Below are 531 nucleotides of genomic sequence, written 5' to 3' on the forward strand. Positions count from 1 at the left end.
GCTGGCCGCCTGCTCGGCCGCCTTGAGCCGGTTGGGTTCGACGTCGGTCGCGCGCATCGAGTTCGACATGTCGATGACCAGCACCACGACCGCGCGGTTGAGCGGAATCCGGATGTCCGACGTCGGCCCGGCCATGGCCGTGGTCAACAGCACCAGCGACGCGGCGAGCAGGATCGTCGGCACGTGCCGCCACCGGCCCGAGCGCAGCGGCGCGACCCGCTCCAGCACCTCCATGTTGGCGAACCGCAGCACCCGACGCCGACGGGCGAACTGCACCACGACGTAGATCCCGGTCAGCAGCGCCACGGCCAGCAGGAACAGGAAGAACCAGGCGTTCTGGAACCCCGTCAGCGACACCGGTCCCAGCAGCGGCAGCTTCATGTCCAGCCACCCTATTCGTCAAACGACGCGGCTGCATGGAGGCCGCATGGACGCTAGCCGGCGACCAGATCCCGGCGCTGGGTGAACTTGATGTCCAGGCTGCGCAGGTGGGTCTGTAGCCCGGCGTCCTGGATCGGGATCAGGTGGGCC

General features: G+C 68.7%; 1 protein-coding gene. It reads right to left on the reverse strand.

The genetic code is table 11. The annotated features are described in order from the left end of the window. Positions 1-381 (reverse strand): BatA domain-containing protein (locus A5712_RS22070; RefSeq protein ID WP_197519471.1); only part of this gene is annotated, 381 nt, incomplete at its 3' end. Positions 382-531: the final 150 nt, after the last annotated feature.

It is taken from the genome of Mycobacterium sp. E2327, from assembly GCF_001672675.1.
In the GTDB taxonomy this organism is placed as follows: domain Bacteria; phylum Actinomycetota; class Actinomycetes; order Mycobacteriales; family Mycobacteriaceae; genus Mycobacterium.